Origin of the sequence: Oceanobacillus jordanicus (genome assembly GCF_022095695.1) — a bacterium.
In the GTDB taxonomy this organism is placed as follows: domain Bacteria; phylum Bacillota; class Bacilli; order Bacillales; family Amphibacillaceae; genus Oceanobacillus_B; species Oceanobacillus_B jordanicus.
Genome location: NZ_JAIFZM010000016.1, coordinates 33,820 through 52,353 on the forward strand (window position 1 = coordinate 33,820; position 18,534 = coordinate 52,353).

Below are 18,534 nucleotides of genomic sequence, written 5' to 3' on the forward strand. Positions count from 1 at the left end.
GTAAGATTAGACCTCTAGTTGTGATCATGCAGGATTAACGATTTAGGAAGCGCCCGCTTCTTCATACTCTACATCTTCTTCCCCTGCACGACGATATTCTTCTAATACAGCATCTTGAATCTTTCCACGCGTCCCGGAATTAATTGGGTGTGCAATATCTCTGAACTCTCCATCCGGAGTCCGCTTGGAAGGCATTGCTACAAATAAACCGTTGTTTCCATCGATGACACGGATATCATGAACGACAAACTCTTGATCCAGTGTAATCGACGCAATAGCACGCATTCTTCCTTCTGTATTAACGCGGCGTAATCTAACGTCTGTTACTTCCATGATGTTTCACCACCTTTTCCCATTAGAACTTAATTAACAAGTTCAACAAATAAAAGGAAAATCCTTCTTTTTCTTAGAAAAAAATTTATTATTTTCAAAAAAAGTGGGAAAAGAGGCTTTGTTTGTTAAAAAAATCGCTACTCAGAGGACTTTTCTCCTATGTTTCCAGCCTGTACTTCGATCTTTTTACCCTTAATATCTACATGGGAAATTTTAATTAAGGAAGTGTAGTTGTCTACAACCCGTTCCTCTTCCTCGTCATCCGCTTCTGCAAGTACTCCAATAGCTTTTACATTGGCATTAAACTCTTCAAGCAGGCTTACCATGCCGGTAATAGTTCCGCCAGCTTTCATGAAATCATCAATAATACAGACATTGGCACCTTCCTGAAGACTTCTTTTTGGCAGGACCATTGTTTGTATCTTACGTGATGATCCAGAAACATAATTAATACTTACAGAAGATCCTTCTGTTACTTTCGGGTCTCTTCTCACAATGACAACAGGGACATCGAGAAATGAAGCTACCGCATAAGCTAGGGGTATTCCTTTTGTCGCTACCGTTACGACCACGTCTATGTGAGACTTTGAAAATACCGAAGCAAAGACACGACCAATTTCTTTTACTGTTTTAGGGTTTCCTAAGAGGTCGCTCATATATAAATATCCACCAGGGAGAATTCTACTTGGATCCTCGAGTTTTTGTCTTAGCTTTTCAATAAACTGAAAGCTTTTCTTTTGGGAAAATTCAGGTATAAACTTCACTCCGCCAGCAGCTCCAGTAGTACGATTTAAATAGCCCAAACCTTCTTGCTGAAATACTGCATCAATTATATCCATATCCTCACTGACAGAAGCTTTCGTTGTTTGCAGAAGCCGGACAAAGTATGGTAATTGTACATGCTCTCTAGGATTTTCCAAAAAAAAGTTAGTCAATGTAACCAAGCGATTGCTTCTTTTCATTTCCACACCTCAAAACCGAATATTTGATACATATTATAACATTAATATATGCATTTAGGAAGATCATCCTAAAAGTCGTACTAAAAAGACCTCCTCACAAAATCCACGCATCCCGTTATATATACGTTGCGCTTTACTTTCTTGCATCGCAAGTCCATAAACAGTCGGCCCACTTCCGCTCATCAAGGTCCCGGTAGCACCTGCTTGCATCATCGTCTCTTTAATATGACGAACTTCTGGATGTAACGCCATCGTTATACTTTCTAATGCGTTCCCCAAATGGGCACAAATCATGGAAAAGTCATTTTTATCCAATGCTTTCATTAGCTTCTCGATATTTGGATGTTCAATCTCATGCAACTTAATTTGTTGGAATACCGCACCTGAAGAGACGCCAATATTTGGCTTAGCAAGCACAACCCAACAAGCCGGGGCCGTTTTAAGCAGTTCCACGTTCTCTCCACGTCCAGTTGCAATCCCAGTACCTCCGTAGACACAAAAAGGGACATCCGTACCAAGTTCAGCTCCAAGACATGCTAATTCCTTTAAGGATAAATTCTTTGACCAAAGCCTATTCAATCCCCGCAATACTGCAGCAGCATCTGAACTGCCACCACCAAGTCCTGCAGAAACTGGTATATTCTTTTCAATTTTTATATGCACCCCAGCTTTAATGCCATAACGTTCCTTAAACAAAGCCGCGGCTTTATATGCCAAGTTCCGTTCGTCACTTGGGACAAACCTGCTTTCAAGGGAAATGGTTATCCGATCCTTTTTCAATTCATGAAACTCAATCCGATCAGAAAGGTCGATGGTGGTCATAATCATTTCAACATTATGGTAGCCATCATCTCGTTTACTTAACACATCTAGTGATAAGTTTATTTTGGCGGGAGCTTTCTCAAAAAGTACCAACACCGTCACCTTCTTGTACATAGATAAACAAATTGTAACATATTCAAAAAACAGTGGCGACCTATGCGCCAAGCACCTATAATGTGAAAAGGAACCAGCAAATTGATTCGGCAACGAATGTAATATTATATATTGAACAAAAAAACCAAAAGGCAAACCCTATTAAGGTCTGCCTTTGGTTTGCATATTCTGTTCGGCCATTTCAATTGCACGTTTCACCATATTACCGGCATCCCTTGCCTTGATACCGCCCCAGCCCTCTTGCTTTACTGTGTCGTAAAATCCTAACTCTTTTGCAATTTCTTCTTTCAATTGGTCTGACATCATCCCTCTACGTCTAGCCATGAAAGAACAACCCCCTTCTGCATGAGTTTTTACGACATCTATAGTTTATGCCAAAAGGTCAACTCAACACCAAGCAGAAGTATGTAAAAAAGGAAAATAATACGCTGGGTTTTCCTTCCATTACTCGGGTTGCTTGTAAAAAAATAAAAGCAGTAAACGAATGTCTACTGCTCCATGATTGATGCTATTGCTGCTCGTTCTTCTGCAAAACTTAACTCTACTGTCTCTGTTAACACGTCCGCATAGCTGTATGAAACACGTTCGAATGCATTTTCTTCTTGGTCCAGCTCCACAATAAAAACTGAAGGATACGTCTCTGCTAGTACTCCGGACCGTTCAATCGTTTTCCTTCTACCACCGTTGGCTTTAAGCTTTAATCGCTTTCCAACGTGACCTTCAAGACCTTGCTTAATTTCGATTAATGTTTTAGCCACTATACTCCACCTCACTGTTAACATCGTAACATAAGCTTGTTTAATAGTCAAATAAAACTTTTTATTATAACAAGATATCATTTTTAATGTCAACAATTTATTTTGTCGATTTTCAGTATTATTTGTAAAACTTAACAATTTATGTACTGTTTTTTGAAATATATTACTTTTATAGGTGCATGTCCTACTGCCAAGAGGAGCACACTTACCCTTAGGTAAGGAGCTCCTTACATTTCATCATCCTCCATATATGGCATACCTGTTCTGAGCAAACCTCTTGTTTCCACACCGCCCATTCCTTTTTCTCCACTTAAAGTGTTCCGCAAAGCTTCCCATACGCTTACCTTCTCCATAAACGGCGTGTAAGCGATTCTTGCAGCGATATAGACAGGATCTAAGGCATGTATGTTAACTCGCCGTGGCGAGCTCGCAAAGTTGGCTCCAGCCCTTATTAAGGATTCAAAGTGTGACTGACATGCGCCAGCAAAGATAACGAGTTGGTCTAAATTAGGGTTACTTCTCCTCGCCTCTCTTACTGTCTCCACAAAATACTTTGAATGCCTGTAGGCTCGTAGGTCATTTTTTATCCCTTTATTTTTCGAGAAGGAATCGTGTCCCGTGATCACGAGGATATCAGGCTGTATTTTATCAATGAGCTGCCCGATTTCATGTGGCATGTCTTTTTCATTTAAATGAATACCATGCACTTGAAGCCCCATTCGTTGATAAAGCTCAATACATTTCTGTAAATACATTTGATCCCCATCTAAATGAAGCACTTTTGCGGGCAGTTGAAAGATTTTCGCTTCATATTGGTAGCCATCTGTTGATTGATATTCTCGTTTTTCCTTTAAAAGTTGATAGTCCTGGCGAAACAAACGATAGGAAAACTCCTCTTGCTCTTTGCCTTTCTTGCGGTGCTTTTCCAGTTCTCTCTCTGCCACAATAGTAAGATCATTGACTGGTGCGTCTGCCTCGAGTCGGATATCTTCGCCGAACAAAGCCGCCACCCCTTTTTCCACCTTGTCGACCCGAAAGAGAAGATCATGGTTATATGACTTTCTTGTTACTAGTCCGCCTTTCCTTAAATCCATTTCCTTCACAGCCTTCCGTTATCCAAAGCATTGCTTCTATAGCCTATGAAGCAATACCGAGAACCGTGCGGAGGCAAAGTGGGCTAACGGGCAATGTGTTACACTGGAACAAAAAGGAAAGACGGCAAATACACGTTAAAAAGGGTTAACTTGGTTTGTATTCTTAGCACACCACTCTAGGCACTGAATTAGTTTAATTATCGAGCGATGATCATTTATAAGGGGGGCTTTCTTTGCTAACAGTATTCCGTTTCATTTTTGCGACTGTAGCTATATTATTTGCAGTTTATGGGTTAATTACGGGGGATTTTAAATTTCAGCCTTACATGGTGTTCTTTCTAGGTTTAATGATGTTGGTAATGGGATTAGAAGAATTCAAGAATGAACGAAAATCATATGGTGTGTTACTCGTTATTATTTTTTTATTATTACTATTTGTTTCAGTAAAAGGGTACTATTAATTTAAGGTTTTCACATTAGAGGGGATAAGGAGTATGTAGCTTCTTACTAAAAATTGTCGTCCCTTGTTTTAATGCATTAACTATAACAAAGGGCTGAGACATAACGTCTCAGCCCTCTATTAAGACAAGCAAAAATAAATATGAAAAAAGACTGCTCAATTACCGCTACTGAAAATACTCCACTTTCCGTGGGCACGGCCTTAGTCTCGGGCCAACAGGATGTTGGTCACGAAGGCGTTGCCACAGGACGTGGCGCCCTTAGCCTTTGTTCCTTTACCTACCTTACGGGGCCTTCGGACTCGTGCTGTTTCCACTGGACAAGTAAGGCTTCGTCAGCGATTCATCGCACGCAGAAAATGCGAATGCATTTTCAAGGAGTTTCCGCATTTTCCTTCGCTAAATTGTAATTAGATACAAAGAGATTAGGGACTATCCGAATTTATTTGGATTTTTTACAATAATTCGTTTGAGCATCCGACTTTTTGTTTAATTCTCTTTTCTCTCACCCTATGTTTAAATTTACCTCACCTAACTTCAAGGTGTGTCTTTCTCTATCCTAATCTATAGAAGGCATTAGCTAATGTAGCGAATTCCTGGATATCTAGAGATTCACCACGTCTTGTTCCATCAATGCCGATGCTTTCTAATGTCTGATTAATTGCTTCTTTATCTATTGCACCATTGAAATAGCTCGTTAGGTTATTTCGTAGCGTTTTACGACGTTGAGCAAAACTTGCCTTAATTAACGCAAAGAAGTATTTTTCATTATCCACTTCTACTGGGGGCTTGTCCCTTTTTACTAATCGCAAGATGCTTGAGTCAACATTCGGCTGTGGCATAAAGACCTGCTTGGGAACATCCATCACGACAGCAGCCTCTGTGTAATATTGAACAGCGATGGTTAAAGATCCATAGCTTTTATTATTCGGTCCTGCTGCCATCCTCTCTGCAACCTCTTTTTGGATCATTACGGTTAGACTTGTTACAGGAAGATCTTCATGAAGCAGCTTTAACAATATAGGAGTCGTAATATAATATGGTAAGTTAGCTACAACATGGACAGGTTGCTTTTTCGGGAAATTAGCTGCAATGGTTTCTGCCACATCTGCCTCTAATATGTCTTCATTTACAATTTGTACATTGTCATAATCGCCAAGTGTGTCTTGAAGAACCGGCATCAATCTTTGATCAATTTCAAAGGCAACGACTTTGTCTGCATGTATTGCAAGTTGTTCCGTTAAGGCGCCAATTCCCGGCCCAATTTCAATCGCTCCTGCCTGTTTATCAATTCCAGCATGCGCAATAATATTTTCAAGGACATTGCTATCAATAAGAAAGTTCTGTCCAAGGCTTTTTTTGAACGTAAATTTATATTTATTTAGAATCTCTTTCGTGCGGGTGGGTGTTGCGATATATTTATTATTTGTCATGACGATCCTCCTGTTGCAGTTGCTTCATAGCTTCTTCAAATTGTGCTTTTGTAATTTGAAACATGGTCAAACGTTTTAAGAGTTGTTTTCCATTAGTATGCCCTATTTGTAAAAGCTCACCAAGTCGCTTCCGCCTATTACTTGCGCCTGCGCCTCCGATAAGTCCTTCTTGCACAAGATCTTCCTTTGTTATGTCACTTTGTTCTACTTCCTTTAATTCATACACATCTGCTAATGCTTGTTGAATTGCGTCTAGAGAAGCATGTTCAATCCCTAAACTGCGTCTCCGAATAGAGTTGGCTCTAGCCTGATCTGGAGTTAAGAATGCATGCTTACAGCCAGGTACAGCCTGGTTAACGATGTGACGGATTCGTTCACCGGGATAATCCGGGTCTGTAAAAATGATGATGCCCCGTTTTTCTTGTGCATGTCTGATCTGCTCAATAGTCGCGCTATTAATGGCAGATCCATTTGTTTCAATTGTATCGGCATTGACAGCCTGCGAAATCTTGGCTGTGTCATCTCTACCTTCCACAACAATGACTTCTTTTATTTTCATTATATTCCTCTTTCTTCTAACAGTATCTCTTCACGGAATAGAGGTAAAGCGCCATCTCCGCTCCGGACAGTCGCTTTCCGCGGGCGGCTGGTGAGCCACCGTGTGCTCTGCACTCCGGGGTCTCACCTATGCCTTTTCTCCCGCAGGAGTCGACGGTCCTCCGCTTCAACTAATGTAATATCAGGCTAGAATGACGCAATCCTAGAAAGGATTTACTCCTTTCTATTCTGCCATATCCATTCCATTTTGCTTCATTTGGTAGGGTTTACTGCCAGTTCAGGCAGGATATGCTTTTAATTATCGCTCTATATAAATAATGCTCTTACCACTATACCATGGTAAGAGCATAAATATTAATCAAGAACTTTTACTGTTACTGTTTTTCTTCCCCAGCTATATGCTGCGCTTTTGCTTGGAACGTGGACATCAATCCGATTTCCGACGATGTGGCCACCTGTGTCGCCTGCTATGGCTTCTCCATAACCTTCAACCCAAACCCTCGTGCCTAATGGAATGACGCTTGGATCTACAGCAATTACTTTCATGTTCGGATTTGCATTTAGGTCAATTCCAGTAGATGTATGGCCAGAACAACCACTACATCCTGCTGTATACGCGCTTGCAGTCATTGTGAACACTTTGCCATTAGAGCTTGGTTTCTTGCTCTCTTTCGGCTCCTCTTTAGCTAAGGTAACTAGGTTGCCTTCGCTCTTTGATTCCTGCTTTTTCGCTACTTGTGGCTGTTGCTCTTTTGTACCGATCGCAACAACACGATTTTTGGATTCTTTCGTTACTTCTTCACTGAGTAACGCGCGACTTGCTTCTTTTCCGTTCTCTTTGACAATCTCGTATACCTTTTTAATCGTTCCTTCTTCACCTTCAGAAACAACACGCTCCTCCCCTTTTGGGAGGCTGCTATCCTCTTGTTTCTCCGTATCAAAGGCAACCGTCTCATTTACTTCTTCTTTATCTTTTTCAACACGAACGATGGATATGGAAGTTTCTGCAGAAAGCGCTTCGTCTAGCTTTGGTTCAATTCGATCATCGCTTTCTGGATCGAATGCAATGCCAGCTTCATTAAGCAAATCTTTTACATTTCCGCCAGTAGTCCATTCTTTTACTTCTTTCTCGCCGTCATGAATAGTAACTTGGTATGCTTGCGTTACGTCAATATGTAGTCCATCTTCTAATGCTGTCTGCGAATCATGTGATACATCATCACGATCGGCAAAGGAGAGATCGTTCTCCTCTAAAAATTCATCTATTGTGTCCGCAGTTGTATAATACTCCTGCTCTGCTCCATCTATTGTAACGATTATCTGTTTAGCTGTTTTGTAGTTGATTTCCATACCGTTTTCAATAGCCGTATCTGTTTTATGTGACAACAGATCATGTTCCCCAACGGTAATCCCTGTCTCTTCTAACAGTTGGTCAATCGTTGTTGCATGTGTTCTCACTTTCTGTTTTTCCCCATTATCATTTAGTACAACTTCTGCCTTTGTGGCATCAAATAGCACTAAACCTGAAAATACTACAAGTGCTAAAACACCAATGCTTGAAATAACCAGCTTCATTTTCGATGCCGGCATTAGCTTTGAAATAATTCGCATGCTTCTGCCCCCTCTCAATGCATTTTTGATTATAGATACAGTTATATGCAAAGTCAAAGTAAATCCGATTACGGTTAAGTTACAATTAGATTACAACTATATCTGGCATGGGATGTACGAAGCTTACAAGCAGCCACAAACCTTGGTATATAAGAGATTATCCTGTTTATCCTTTTCATAAAAAAAAGCCTGGCTCTTGTGGCCAGGCTCTCTTGATAATTCCATACTTTTCCTATATTTTAACATATTATGTTATTTGTTTTACAACCCTCATAATTCGAGTTTGAAGAGAGAAAAGGCATTTTGTGTCGTAAGTTTACTAAGTTCCTCTAAACTTACTCCTCTTAAATCTGCAATTTCCTCTGCAACCAATTTTACATAGGCAGGCTCATTTCGCTTTCCCCGGTTCGGGTGTGGAGCAAGAAATGGGGCATCTGTTTCCACAAGTAATCTATCCCCTGGCACCTGTACTGCCACTTCCTTGGGAAGGGGGGCATTTTTGAATGTTACAGGACCTCCAAGCGAGATATAAAAATTCATATCTAAGCATGCTTGGACATATTCCACTGAATCGTTGTAACAGTGCATAATACCGCCAACGGCTTGAGCATCTTCTTCCTGTAATATCTCAATAATATCCTCCGTGGCTTCCCTGTTATGAATGATAATGGGCAGCTGTACTTTTTTCGCGAGTTGGATTTGTTTACGGAATACTTCTTTCTGAATGTCCTTAGGAGACTTGTCCCAGTGATAGTCCAAGCCCATTTCGCCAATAGCGACAACTTTGGGATGTGCAGATAATTCCTCAATCCATTTTAAATGGTCCTCCGTCATGTCAATGGCGTCAACGGGGTGCCAGCCTACCGCTGCATAAATCGTGTCATATTGTTCAGCGATTTCGATTGCAAGCGGGATTGTTTCACTGTCAAACCCGACTACAACCATGTATTTTACTCCGGCATCAAAAGCTCGTTGGATCGTTTCTTCACGGTCCTCCATAAATTGTCGGGCATTTAAATGGACATGTGTATCAAACAACAATTCTTTCATCCTCCTTAACAACGTAACAGTTTTCTGGCATTGCTATCGTATTAGCTATGCTACGATAACAGAAAAGGCCACCTCCCAATAACGGGACCTGACCTTTCCTCTTTTGTTTATTATTTTACAACGGAGCCATTCGGTAAATCTTGTTCTACAGAGGCAAGGACTAGTTTTCCTTCTTCGTCTTCCCCACATAGAATCATACCTTCAGACATTTCACCCCGAAGTTTTACCGGTTTTAAATTAGTGACACAAATTACTTTTTTACCTTGTAATCCCTCTGGGCTATAATGCTGTGCAATACCAGAAACGACTTGGCGCTTTTCTGATCCAAGATCCAGTTGCAATTTCAACAGCTTGTCTGCTTTTTTAACTGGCTCTGCCTTCACCACTTCTGCTACGCGCATATCTAGCTTCATAAAATCATCAAAAGCAATTTGCTCTTTCGCTTCTTCTTCTTGTTTGGCAGGCTTTTTCTCTTCTTCCTGTGCTGGGCCTTGCATCATCGCTTTAATAGAAGCTACTTCTTTTTCTACGTCAAGTCTAGGGAAGATAGGCTCCCCTTTTTGTACCTTGGTTCCTGCAGGGATATTGCCTTCTTCATAGACACTTTCCCATTCATGCAAGGAATCGTCAGCTACATTCAACTGACGGAAAATTTCAGTCGGTGCTTCTGTTAAGAATGGTTGAAGCATAACAGCAGCCTTACGCAGATACTCTGCTAGATGTGCCATCACATTGCCTAGCCGCTCTTTTTGAGATTCATCCTTCGCCAATACCCATGGCGCTGTTTCATCAATATATTTGTTTGTGCGGCTAATCATCTGCCACAAGGACGATAATGCCACAGAGAACTGCATGTCCTCTAATGCATCCTCTACTTTTTTAATCGTTTCTTTTCCGAAAGCTTCCAGCGATGCATCCACTTCCGTCTCGCTTGCCTTATAAGCAGGGATTTCACCATCAAAGTATTTGGTAATCATAGCAATTGTACGGTTTAGTAAGTTCCCTAAATCGTTTGCTAAGTCATAGTTTGTTCTTTCCACAAACCCTTCTGGTGTAAAGACACCATCTGAACCAAATGGCACTTCACGAAGCAAATAATAACGTAATGCATCTAGACCATAGCGATCTGTCAAACTTACTGGGTCTACTACATTCCCTTTGGATTTTGACATCTTGCCGTCCTTCATCAGGATCCAGCCATGCGCAAAAACTTTTTTCGGCAATGGCAAATCAAGTGCCATCAGTAGAATTGGCCAGTATATCGTATGGAATCTGACAATCTCCTTACTCATTAGATGTACATCTGCTGGCCAGTATTTTTGGTACTTTCCTTCATCATCTGTACCATAACCGAGTGCTGTAATGTAATTAAACAATGCATCAACCCATACGTAGATAACATGTTTAGGGTCTCCTGGAACCTTAACTCCCCAATCAAAGGTTGTTCTTGATACAGCAAGATCCTCAAGACCCGGTTTTATGAAGTTATTCAGCATTTCATTCTTACGACTCTCAGGCTGAATAAACTCCGGATTCTCATCATAGAATTGGACAAGTCGATCAACGTATTTACTCATTTTAAAGAAATAAGATTCTTCCTTAACTTTTTCTACAGAACCGCCACAATCAGGACAATGTCCATGGTCTAGCTGTCTTTCTGTGAAAAAGGATTCACACGATGTACAATACCAGCCTTCATATTGATCAAGATAGATATCTCCCTGCTTTACAAGCTGATCAAATAGCATAGCTAGTACTTTTTTATGTCGTTCCTCTGTAGTTCGAATAAAGTCATCATTTGAGATCTTTAACTTTTTCCAAAGTTCTTGAATTCCTCCAACAATTTCATCGACATACTCCTGAGGAGTCTGTCCATTTTCCTCAGCCTTTTTTTGGATTTTCTGCCCGTGCTCATCCGCACCTGTTAGATACATTACATCATAACCGCGCATTCTTTTATAACGGGCAATTGCATCTCCAGCTACTGTCGAATATGCATGCCCAATATGCAAATTACCACTTGGATAATAGATTGGCGTTGTTATATAAAATGTCTTTTTATTTGATGGCATTATGTTACCTCCTTCAATTGCTAACATCTATTATTAAACTATTCCTATTGTAGCTTTTCTTACGTATTTTGCCAAACCCCTTGCAAGATTCAGTATAGCCATGTTCTCAATTCTTCATTAAAAAACTAGCATTCGCTCGTCTTTTACCAAATGTGTATGTATTTCTTATACTTGGTACTTCAAAATTTTAACTATATCGTAAATGCTCCCTGGCTAAAATTTTACATTCCGAACGTGTAAAAAAGTTTATTTTGTCGAATTATGTCGAATAATTTTAAGTTGATTTTCCTTCGGTACATGGAGTCACTTGCTTATTAGGTTAAGGCAAAGTAGTTGACGACTTTGCCTAATGGCTAGTTTATAGGCGGTTTATCAAATTTTCCCACTAATTTTATTTTTAGGTAAATATATATTGACAGGCGTGAAAATCGTTGGTATTCTATTGCTTAGAAACATGTCGAAATATGGCGATTTATTTTACGGAAAGTTTGTTCAACACAATACATCCCATTGTGATTGAAGATACTTTCCAACCTATGAGGGGGAGAAAAATGAAGTCTACTGGAATTGTACGTAAAGTCGATGAGCTTGGTCGTGTTGTAATCCCTATTGAACTCCGTCGCACACTTGATATTCATGAAAAAGATGCAATGGAGATCTACGTGGACAACGATAAAATTGTCCTTAAAAAGTATAAACCAAACATGACTTGTCACCTAACTGGGGAAGTATCGGATGACAACCTTTCTTTAGCTAACGGAAAACTAGTTCTAAGCCAAGAAGGCGCTAAAGAACTTGTGAACGAAATACAATCACGTTTTAATAAGTAATCGCTTCTTTAAGAAGTGTTATAAAGCTTGGTAATTATAAGTTTAAAAAAGGGCTGACGCTTGCATATGCACGTCAGCCCTTTTTCCTTGTATTGCTTTCCGGTATTCTTGTCTAGCTCCAAGCGCCAAAAACTAGGTGACTTCGCACATCGCCCTACAATAAAGAATACTTGCCGACTGGTTTTAACCAGAGGCTTAGTCGCACTTATACCCGGAGGGTGAAAGTCATCATTGATTCATCACATAAAGGTAGGTCGACTAAAATCGGCCTTGCCGGCCAACGCCGACACACCCCTTTTGAAGGGGCGTGATTCCTTTATCTTGGTTGATTCACTCCAGTCCCTACGTGGGCCCGGAGGATCCGGGTCATGCCGACGTTGATCCAGGACGGAGCGTTTTTAGTCGGCGTTCCCTAGTAGAAGCTTTCCACTTTTCTCTTATCTAGCTCCAAGCGCCAAAAACTAGGTGACTTCGCACATCGCCCTACAATAAGTCATCATCGATTCGTTTCCTCATCGTGATTCCTTTATCTTGGTTGATTCACTCCAGTCCCTACGTTTTTAAACAGGCGCTTTCCGCTTTTCTCTTAATCAATGTGATAGGTCTGATAAACGTCGCGCTTTGGCATCTGCCTTTCCGAAGCTACCTTTTTTATCGCCTCTTTACTCGGAAAATTTTCTTCTTCTATATAATAGGTGACATGATCTCGTACTGGAAGATGGCTCCACCATAGTACAGTGTTTTCCTCTATATCACTACTACTACCTTCCACCACAATACAGCATTCTCCCTTTAGCTGATTTTCAGATACATATGTCAGCAATTCTTCTGTTGTACCACGACTATATTCTTCGAAACGCTTTGTCAGTTCTCTGGCAATCACAGCTTGCCTTTGCCCCAACTGGTCTCGCAATGCTTTTAAGGTGTCCTTCAGTCTATGAGGAGATTCGTAAAACAGCAAGGTGTCTTGTAGACCCTTTAACCGCTCAAGCTCTGCTTCCTTATCCTTCTTTTTCCTTGGCAGAAAGCCGTAAAAATGAAACGTTTTGGCAGATAGGCCCGAACCTACTAGCGCACAAAGCGCTGCATTGGCACCAGGAAGGACGACAACTGGTAGGTCGTTTTCAATGGCGGCCTGTACGAGCTCATAGCCAGGGTCGGAAATGGCCGGCATTCCAGCATCACTTACTACCGCAATGGATTCCCCATCAATCATTCTTGGAAGGAGTTGCTCCTCCCGTCCCAGCTTATTATGTTCATGATAACTAATCAATGGTGTATTTATTTCAAAATGGTTCATTAGCTTTTTCGTGTTTCTCGTATCTTCTGCTGCTATCACAGCAACCTCTTTTAATGTTCTAAGTGCGCGAAATGTGATATCTTCCAGGTTACCGATTGGGGTAGGTACCACGTAAAGCGTTCCGCCCGATCCATCTTCATAGCTCTTTTGTACTTTCACCTTGCACCCCTTCTTTCATCCTGTCCCGTATTAAGACATCCTTTTCCTTACGGGGCAGTTGTTTTATCCGATACTCTCGTTGCATTGCCTGTTCCTTTGTTGGAAAGCGTTCCATATAAACGACTTCAAGCGGCCCTCTGCCACGGGTGTACTTAGCACCCTTGCCTTCTCGATGCATTTGAAGACGTTTTGTTAGATTGTTAGTATACCCTGTGTACAAGGAACCATCTTTACATTTTAGTATATAAACCGTGTGCTTGGCATCATCCATAAATAATCTCCGCCGCTTCTTCCGTATACATACCGTCTTCATTATATATATACAAGGGTGGTAGAAATTTTAAGCCTGGCTTCCCATCCCGCGTTCCTTCTACAAGCAGCATGTTCGCTTCCTTACCGTTTTTAGGATAAACCAATTGTATCCGTTTCGGCTCCAGTCTATACTTCCGGAATAATTCAATAATGTCGACAAGCCTGTCCGGACGGTGAACCATGGCCACTTTACCGCCTGGGCGAACGTATAGCTTACATGCTTTGACAACATCTTCTAACGTACAATAGACCTCATGCCTAGCAATTGTGAGGTATTCATTATGGTTATGTTCATTTTTAGAGGGGGTTTTAAAATAAGGTGGATTACATGTCACAACATCAAAACTGCTCTGTTGCAAAGTTGGTCCTACATCCTTTAAATCAGCATGAAGCACCTCTAACTTTTCACCCAGTTCGTTCAGCTCAATATTTCGTTGTGCCATTTGGAAAATGCGTTCTTGTATCTCTACCCCTGTAATTTTTGCCTGTGACCTTCTGGATAAAAGCAGAGGAATTACCCCATTTCCTGTGCATAAATCCAAAATTGCTCCTCGTTTAATGGGAACATAGGCAAATTGTGCAAGTAGTACGGCATCAAGAGAGAAGGAAAATGCTGTTGGGCTCTGGATAATTTTCATACTCTCATCTGCCAGTAAATAATCGATTCGTTCATCATCAAATAACGCTACCATTGTCTTACCCTTTCTATGTAAAAAATCCCGCAGGAGTCTTCGTGTATTTTCTACGCTAAGTTAAAATATTACTAAAAAGCAGGAATGTTAAGTGTTTCTTATACTTGGAACTTTAAAATTTCACAGCGTCGACTATGCTTCCTTTGCTCAAATTTTATCCTTTCCTAACTTGTAAGAAAGGCTGCCCCGTGATTGGGACAGCCGCTCTTGTGTGTTATTTTTTCTTGTTTAGGAAGTCGAGGCAAAAGATGCAGTCTTCATTTTGCCGTGGACTACCAAATTCAAGGTTACATATATGAAATCCTTCTTCATACAGCCTCGCCAGGTTATCATAACCTTCTCCAGGAAAACTCTTGGAAGGCTTGTCCTCACCTGATTCTGTGTCTTTCTGCTTATCCGTTTGTTCCAAATGATTGCGTAAATTATGGTTCTCTGCAGCAAGCCTGTGATTCTCTTCTAGCAAATCACGTAAGCGACCCTTTAAATCGCCAAGCTGCTCATATAATTCCCCAATTTGCTGCTCCATATCCGATACCTGGTCAAAAATCTGTCTCTTCTTCACGCCTAACTCACCCCATTATTCTGTGGCTTGCGCTAATATACCTTCATCAATTAGTTCGTCTAAAGTATATTCAATGACACGTTCTTTTTCTGGAATTTCGATCTGGATAAGTCGTTCCAGAATGTTTAAACCGACTACTTTCCCTTTACCATGTGGTGTCTTTATAGATTGCCCAATATCAGGAAGTTCACGCTTGGCCGTTTCATAATCGTCGTTCTCATATTTCAAACAGCACATAAGCCTTCCGCATAGCCCGGAGATCTTTGCCGGGTTAAGGGATAAGTTTTGGTCCTTCGCCATCTTAATGGAAACTGGTTCAAAGTCACCTAAAAAAGTAGAGCAGCAGAGCATTCTGCCACATGGACCAATCCCACCAAGCATTTTTGCCTCATCACGCACACCTATTTGTCTAAGTTCAATACGTGTTTTAAACATAGCTGCTAAATCTTTTACAAGATTACGGAAATCAACCCTGCCATCTGCTGTAAAATAAAAAATAATTTTATTACGATCAAATGTATATTCTACCTCTACTAGATTCATATCAAGCTTATGTTGAATTATTTTATCTGAACAGGTTTGAAATGCTTTTTCAGCATGCTCCTGATTTTCCACAACGTTTAATTTGTCCTTTTCGTTCGCTACACGAATTACCTGTTTCAGTGGAAGCACAACATCTTCCTCATCCACTTGTTTCTTAGCAATTACCACTTTCCCGAACTCTATTCCTCTCACTGTCTCGACAATGACATAACTGTCCAGGGAAATGGTATGTTCTCCAGGATCAAAATAATATATTTTACCCGCTTTTTTAAAACGGACTCCAATAACATCTATCACATAATCACCTCTGAATATGAAGTGTAAGTTGTTCCATCACTAATGTGGGATTAACATTTTGCTTCAATTTTCTTTTTGCCTGCATAATCGTGTTTAAATGTGTTAATAGTTCTTCCTGCGAAAAGGAAAGGGCCGCTTTTTCGAGCAACTGGTCCTGATTCGTAAAGAAGACCATCTCCGTCTCATTTCCAATATGGTAATAAAGTACATCTTTAAACGCTAATAGCAGTAAATCAAGTCCTTCTTCTTGCTCGTTTCTTTCTTTAAAATGTACCACCCAATGGTTATGAATAAATAAGTAAACGTCTTGTGGGTTATCGGCAAACATTTCTATCAATTGTACCACTATCTTTCTAGCAGTGGCAAACCACTCATCATTGCTTCGAGCGATCGCATCGTCCAAATTATTCGTTAGGGCCCCCATCAATTTGGCCGTACTTTCACTCAAGCCATTCTCCACTAATTTCCGCTCAAATTGAACAATATTCAGGGGCTTTAAGTCAATAATTTGGCACCTAGAACGAATGGTTGGCAAAATAGCATGGCTATTCTCTGTAAGCATGATGGCCGTTGTTTGTTTACTTGGTTCCTCTAAAAACTTTAAAATACGGTTGGCTGCATTAACGGTAAGCGTCTCAGCACCCTTTATGACATATACTTTACGAGTTGATTCCATACCAGAATAGCTGAATTCCTTCTGTAAATTACGGATCTGCTCTATTTTAATGGACTTCCCTTCTGGTTCTACCCAATGAACATCAGGATGGTTCCCAGAGGCAATTCTTCTACATGCATTACACTGATTACAAGGTTCTACCCCTGCCAGCTTTTCACAAAATAAATTTTTGGCAATCAATTGTGCAATTGCTTCTTTACCTGTCCCACGTGCCCCGTGAAGCAAATACGCATGAGAAATACGGTCTTTTTTTATGCTGTTGGTAATAATTCTGCTAGCCAGTGGCTGTACTTCAGCAATTTCAGACCAGTTCATCATTGTATTCACTCCCTCATTTACGGCATACCTTGTTACGTATATATATTAATCAATAGTCCTTTAATTTCTCCGATTAAGCCAAGGATATCTACTGTCTTTTTTTCCCGATTCATTATTTCTTCTGTTAGCTCTAATAATTTCTCATCTACTTGCTTCACAATAGCCAGTTTACGGCTTTGGCCATCTAGACTGAAGCTGTGAGAATGTTCAAGGTCAAGTCCATTTGACACGGTCTCTTGCAAAAAGCTTTTCACCATTCGCCTAAACTTTGCAAGATCACGAAAGGACCGAAACCGCGCTAGCTTATTTCCCTGAAGCGTTATATTTTTCATTAATTGCTGTAGTTCCTGCTGTTTCAGGCTTTGAGTTTGGGACCGCAGGTTTTTTTGAAACGAATTAGATTCGACTACATTCGTCCTGGTATAATTCGGCTCTGTTTGTGTCCGTATTTCCTGGCCAATTTTCATAAAATCAGTCCCTTAAACGATTTTCCTTGGAATGCGTGTTTGAACAATATCTTAAGAATAAGGACGACCAGCATCAACATTTCATATCTGCTGGCCGCCTTTCCCTCATTGTATATCTAAGACGAGAGCTTTCTAAAATTGATAGAACGACTCGATTGGCAGAATAAAGACGGTTGCGCCACCAACTTCAACTTTAACTGGCTTCGGAATATACGAATCAGCATTCCCTCCCATAGGGGAAATGGGTGCTACCATTTGCTCACGGTGAGAGCAATTGTCTTTAATAATTTGTAATGCTTCGTCTATATACTCGTCCTGACAACCAATCATAAGCGTCGTATTACCTTCTTTTAGGAATCCACCTGTAGTAGCGAGTTTGGTTGTTTTAAAGTTCTCTTCTCCCAATGCATCTACTAGACGATTGGAATCTTTATCCTGAACGACAGCGATAAGCAATTTCATTATACGTAACCCCCTTTACGCTTTATTTTTAGTAACGTGACAATGCGATCCATCGCCTCATTCTCAACAGCTTCCATAGGCTGGTCCGCATTGATCGCCTGAATTCGGCGAGGAAATCTTTTCACTAGAATATGATAGGCATCATAAACCTGTTCATGAAAATGGAGATTTTCCAAATCCAGACGATTTCGTTCTCTATCTTTATTCGCCGCGATCCTTGCCAATCCCTTGTTTGGCTCTATATCAAAAAATAAAGTTAAATCAGGCATACAGTCACCAATGGCAAATTGATTGATAGAGAATACTTCATCGATGCCCAATCCTCTAGCATGTCCCTGGTATGCGAGGCTGCTATCAATGAAACGATCACATAGTACTACTTTCCCCGCTTTGAGAGCAGGTAATACTTTTTCAATTAAATGTTGGCGTCTAGAGGCTGCATACAATAAAGCCTCTGTGCGCTCTTCCATTTCCGTATTGGCAGGATCGAGTATAACCTTCCTGATCTGTTCCGCAATCTCAATGCCTCCGGGCTCTCTTGTTGCTAGAACGTCATAACCCTGGTCACGTAAATGCTTGCTTATACGATGAAGAAGAGAGGTCTTACCAGCACCCTCACCGCCTTCAAATGTTATAAAGATTCCGTCCACG

General features: G+C 40.7%; 22 protein-coding genes. 2 read left to right on the top strand and 20 right to left on the bottom strand.

Features of this window, described 5'->3' with window-relative positions:
• Positions 1–42: 42 nt before the first annotated feature.
• The 6 genes from spoVG to yabG all read right to left on the bottom strand — a co-directional run bounded on the left by spoVG (position 43) and on the right by yabG (position 4,083).
• On the bottom strand, positions 43–333 hold the full coding sequence (spoVG, locus tag K3T81_RS15950) for a septation regulator SpoVG (RefSeq protein ID WP_036578205.1): 291 nt from the start codon (positions 331–333) through the stop codon (positions 43–45).
• 137 nt (positions 334–470) lie between these two features.
• Positions 471–1,295 (bottom strand): pur operon repressor, encoded by an 825-nt coding sequence (gene purR / locus K3T81_RS15955; RefSeq protein ID WP_106895376.1) that lies wholly within the window; start codon positions 1,293–1,295, stop codon positions 471–473.
• A gap of 63 nt (positions 1,296–1,358) precedes the next feature.
• Positions 1,359–2,210: a 4-(cytidine 5'-diphospho)-2-C-methyl-D-erythritol kinase gene (ispE, locus tag K3T81_RS15960; protein ID WP_238021048.1), complete on the bottom strand. Its 852-nt coding sequence runs from the start codon at positions 2,208–2,210 to the stop codon at positions 1,359–1,361.
• Positions 2,211–2,372: 162 nt separating this feature from the next.
• Entirely contained in the window at positions 2,373–2,555 is a 183-nt protein-coding gene (locus K3T81_RS15965; protein WP_036578199.1) for a small, acid-soluble spore protein, alpha/beta type, read from the bottom strand.
• 164 nt (positions 2,556–2,719) lie between these two features.
• Positions 2,720–2,989, bottom strand: a complete 270-nt coding sequence (gene veg, locus K3T81_RS15970; protein WP_036578197.1) for a biofilm formation stimulator Veg — start codon at positions 2,987–2,989, stop codon at positions 2,720–2,722.
• A gap of 227 nt (positions 2,990–3,216) precedes the next feature.
• Positions 3,217–4,083: a sporulation peptidase YabG gene (gene yabG, locus K3T81_RS15975; protein ID WP_238021018.1), complete on the bottom strand. Its 867-nt coding sequence runs from the start codon at positions 4,081–4,083 to the stop codon at positions 3,217–3,219.
• 233 nt (positions 4,084–4,316) lie between these two features.
• On the opposite strand from yabG, the gene K3T81_RS15980 reads away from it, so the two are divergent.
• Complete coding sequence (locus tag K3T81_RS15980) at positions 4,317–4,544, top strand: DUF3953 domain-containing protein (protein ID WP_238021019.1); 228 nt, start codon at positions 4,317–4,319, stop codon at positions 4,542–4,544.
• A gap of 551 nt (positions 4,545–5,095) precedes the next feature.
• On the opposite strand, the gene rsmA is transcribed toward K3T81_RS15980, so the two are convergent.
• The 5 genes from rsmA to metG form a co-directional block, all read right to left on the bottom strand.
• Positions 5,096–5,974, bottom strand: coding sequence for a 16S rRNA (adenine(1518)-N(6)/adenine(1519)-N(6))-dimethyltransferase RsmA (rsmA, locus tag K3T81_RS15985; RefSeq protein WP_238021020.1), 879 nt, complete (start codon positions 5,972–5,974; stop codon positions 5,096–5,098).
• Positions 5,964–6,533 (bottom strand): ribonuclease M5, encoded by a 570-nt coding sequence (gene rnmV, locus K3T81_RS15990; protein ID WP_106895371.1) that lies wholly within the window; start codon positions 6,531–6,533, stop codon positions 5,964–5,966. Before rnmV ends, rsmA begins: the two co-directional genes overlap by 11 nt.
• 353 nt (positions 6,534–6,886) lie before the next feature.
• On the bottom strand, positions 6,887–8,143 hold the full coding sequence (locus tag K3T81_RS15995) for a G5 and 3D domain-containing protein (RefSeq protein WP_238021021.1): 1,257 nt from the start codon (positions 8,141–8,143) through the stop codon (positions 6,887–6,889).
• Between the two features lie 270 nt (positions 8,144–8,413).
• Positions 8,414–9,184, bottom strand: coding sequence for a TatD family hydrolase (locus K3T81_RS16000; protein ID WP_106898437.1), 771 nt, complete (start codon positions 9,182–9,184; stop codon positions 8,414–8,416).
• Between the two features lie 119 nt (positions 9,185–9,303).
• Positions 9,304–11,265, bottom strand: a complete 1,962-nt coding sequence (gene metG / locus K3T81_RS16005) for a methionine--tRNA ligase (protein WP_238021022.1) — start codon at positions 11,263–11,265, stop codon at positions 9,304–9,306.
• Positions 11,266–11,816: 551 nt separating this feature from the next.
• Here metG and K3T81_RS16010 point away from each other — a divergent pair.
• Positions 11,817–12,095: an AbrB/MazE/SpoVT family DNA-binding domain-containing protein gene (locus K3T81_RS16010; RefSeq protein WP_036578185.1), complete on the top strand. Its 279-nt coding sequence runs from the start codon at positions 11,817–11,819 to the stop codon at positions 12,093–12,095.
• Between the two features lie 586 nt (positions 12,096–12,681).
• Here the strand turns inward: K3T81_RS16010 and rsmI are convergent.
• The 9 genes from rsmI to tmk form a co-directional block, all read right to left on the bottom strand.
• Positions 12,682–13,554, bottom strand: coding sequence for a 16S rRNA (cytidine(1402)-2'-O)-methyltransferase (rsmI, locus tag K3T81_RS16015; protein WP_238021023.1), 873 nt, complete (start codon positions 13,552–13,554; stop codon positions 12,682–12,684).
• The gene (locus tag K3T81_RS16020) at positions 13,532–13,825 is read right to left on the bottom strand and encodes a GIY-YIG nuclease family protein (RefSeq protein ID WP_106895367.1); all 294 of its coding nucleotides are present in this window, start codon (positions 13,823–13,825) and stop codon (positions 13,532–13,534) included. The genes rsmI and K3T81_RS16020 overlap by 23 nt, the downstream gene beginning before the upstream one ends.
• Positions 13,818–14,558 (bottom strand): tRNA1(Val) (adenine(37)-N6)-methyltransferase, encoded by a 741-nt coding sequence (locus tag K3T81_RS16025; protein ID WP_238021024.1) that lies wholly within the window; start codon positions 14,556–14,558, stop codon positions 13,818–13,820. The genes K3T81_RS16020 and K3T81_RS16025 overlap by 8 nt, the downstream gene beginning before the upstream one ends.
• A 214-nt stretch (positions 14,559–14,772) precedes the next feature.
• Positions 14,773–15,120 (bottom strand): DNA replication initiation control protein YabA, encoded by a 348-nt coding sequence (gene yabA, locus K3T81_RS16030; protein WP_036578179.1) that lies wholly within the window; start codon positions 15,118–15,120, stop codon positions 14,773–14,775.
• 15 nt (positions 15,121–15,135) lie between these two features.
• On the bottom strand, positions 15,136–15,960 hold the full coding sequence (locus K3T81_RS16035) for a PSP1 domain-containing protein (RefSeq protein ID WP_106895365.1): 825 nt from the start codon (positions 15,958–15,960) through the stop codon (positions 15,136–15,138).
• Positions 15,961–15,964: 4 nt separating this feature from the next.
• Positions 15,965–16,954 (bottom strand): DNA polymerase III subunit delta', encoded by a 990-nt coding sequence (gene holB / locus K3T81_RS16040; protein WP_238021025.1) that lies wholly within the window; start codon positions 16,952–16,954, stop codon positions 15,965–15,967.
• A gap of 32 nt (positions 16,955–16,986) precedes the next feature.
• Positions 16,987–17,421 (bottom strand): YaaR family protein, encoded by a 435-nt coding sequence (locus K3T81_RS16045; RefSeq protein ID WP_238021026.1) that lies wholly within the window; start codon positions 17,419–17,421, stop codon positions 16,987–16,989.
• Positions 17,422–17,553: 132 nt separating this feature from the next.
• A complete protein-coding gene (locus K3T81_RS16050) occupies positions 17,554–17,883 on the bottom strand; it encodes a cyclic-di-AMP receptor (RefSeq protein WP_036578175.1) in 330 nt (109 codons plus the stop codon).
• Positions 17,883–18,533, bottom strand: a complete 651-nt coding sequence (gene tmk, locus K3T81_RS16055; protein ID WP_238021027.1) for a dTMP kinase — start codon at positions 18,531–18,533, stop codon at positions 17,883–17,885. The genes K3T81_RS16050 and tmk overlap by 1 nt, the downstream gene beginning before the upstream one ends.
• Position 18,534 lies beyond the last annotated feature (1 nt).

Excerpts from the sequence above, each read along its gene's own strand:
- spoVG (WP_036578205.1), bottom strand. The coding sequence starts at position 333 with ATGGAAGTAACAGACGTTAGATTACGCCGCGTTAATACAGAAGGAAGA.
- purR (WP_106895376.1), bottom strand. The coding sequence starts at position 1,295 with ATGAAAAGAAGCAATCGCTTGGTTACATTGACTAACTTTTTTTTGGAA.
- K3T81_RS15965 (WP_036578199.1), bottom strand. The coding sequence starts at position 2,555 with ATGGCTAGACGTAGAGGGATGATGTCAGACCAATTGAAAGAAGAAATT.
- yabG (WP_238021018.1), bottom strand. The coding sequence starts at position 4,083 with ATGGATTTAAGGAAAGGCGGACTAGTAACAAGAAAGTCATATAACCAT.
- rsmA (WP_238021020.1), bottom strand. The coding sequence starts at position 5,974 with ATGACAAATAATAAATATATCGCAACACCCACCCGCACGAAAGAGATT.
- rnmV (WP_106895371.1), bottom strand. The coding sequence starts at position 6,533 with ATGAAAATAAAAGAAGTCATTGTTGTGGAAGGTAGAGATGACACAGCC.
- K3T81_RS15995 (WP_238021021.1), bottom strand. The coding sequence starts at position 8,143 with ATGCGAATTATTTCAAAGCTAATGCCGGCATCGAAAATGAAGCTGGTT.
- metG (WP_238021022.1), bottom strand. The coding sequence starts at position 11,265 with ATGCCATCAAATAAAAAGACATTTTATATAACAACGCCAATCTATTAT.
- K3T81_RS16010 (WP_036578185.1), top strand. The coding sequence starts at position 11,817 with ATGAAGTCTACTGGAATTGTACGTAAAGTCGATGAGCTTGGTCGTGTT.
- K3T81_RS16020 (WP_106895367.1), bottom strand. The coding sequence starts at position 13,825 with ATGGATGATGCCAAGCACACGGTTTATATACTAAAATGTAAAGATGGT.
- K3T81_RS16025 (WP_238021024.1), bottom strand. The coding sequence starts at position 14,558 with ATGGTAGCGTTATTTGATGATGAACGAATCGATTATTTACTGGCAGAT.
- holB (WP_238021025.1), bottom strand. The coding sequence starts at position 16,954 with ATGATGAACTGGTCTGAAATTGCTGAAGTACAGCCACTGGCTAGCAGA.
- K3T81_RS16045 (WP_238021026.1), bottom strand. The coding sequence starts at position 17,421 with ATGAAAATTGGCCAGGAAATACGGACACAAACAGAGCCGAATTATACC.
- K3T81_RS16050 (WP_036578175.1), bottom strand. The coding sequence starts at position 17,883 with ATGAAATTGCTTATCGCTGTCGTTCAGGATAAAGATTCCAATCGTCTA.